The organism is Bacillus sp. JJ634, assembly GCF_036962285.1.
Classification (GTDB): Bacteria; Bacillota; Bacilli; order Bacillales; family DSM-1321; genus Peribacillus; species Peribacillus asahii_A.
Genome location: NZ_JBALMU010000230.1, coordinates 1,390 through 2,262, shown reverse-complemented (window position 1 = coordinate 2,262; position 873 = coordinate 1,390). Strand labels below are relative to the sequence as shown.

The following is an 873-nucleotide window of genomic DNA, read 5'->3' as shown; positions in this document are numbered from 1 at the left end:
AATGGGTTAAAAAAATAAAATCGGTTGTCTAATGAATCAATCGTATACTTCTCCGCTAAACAACAGTGGAATTGAATACAGTGACTGCTCTTTTTCATTTTCTTCACATAACTATTTCGATTATCCATAGCTTCCTGATAAAAGGTTTTATTCATCTCAATTCCGACAACAGAAGCATTAAATAAATAATTGATATAAAAAATTAATCTTCCTTTTCCACAGCCAAAATCTACGACTTGGTCACTACTCGTTAATTCATATTGCTTAAATAATTGTTCGAGCGCGCTATAGGGCGTTGGCTCATAGCGATGATAATGCAAGGACTTATTGAAAACCTTCTGTTCTCCTCCCGTTTTAATGTTCAGCAATTCATCATAGTACTGTTCTTTCATCGCTTTACCCCTATTCCATTCATATAGCTATAATGATATCGATTTTTTTATAGGAATAAAAGGAGAAATGTTTAATNNGGAGGTAATTATAATGTAGGAAGGATTAACACATGAAAGAATTCATTTTAAATTGGTTTTCTCAAGCAGGACCTTTTTCAATTATTATTAGTATTTTCATTAATATTGTAATAAGTATATTCGGTGTCATACCTAGTATTTTTTTGACCGCTCTTAATATCACTTTTTTTGGATTTGAAGCAGGCATGCTTATTTCTTATATCGGGGAATGTGCAGGCGCTGCAGTCAGCTTTCTCTTATATAGAAAAGGGATTCGACACGTGGAACAATCCCTGCCTGCCCAGTCAAAATATTTAAATAAACTGACAGCTTCAACAGGAAAAGAGGCGTTTATATTCGTTCTAGCCTTTCGACTAGTACCTTTTATCCCGTCTGGATTGATTAACCTCGGTGCAGCCTTAAG

The 873-nt window shown here is 34.3% G+C and carries 2 protein-coding genes; one reads left to right on the top strand and one right to left on the bottom strand.

The features are described from left to right. A partial coding sequence (locus V7068_RS22385) for a class I SAM-dependent methyltransferase (RefSeq protein WP_499714624.1) occupies nt 1–392 on the bottom strand: 392 nt, incomplete at its 3' end. A gap of 110 nt (nt 393–502) precedes the next feature. Here V7068_RS22385 and V7068_RS22380 point away from each other — a divergent pair. Then, a partial coding sequence (locus V7068_RS22380; RefSeq protein ID WP_499714623.1) for a VTT domain-containing protein occupies nt 503–873 on the top strand: 371 nt, incomplete at its 3' end.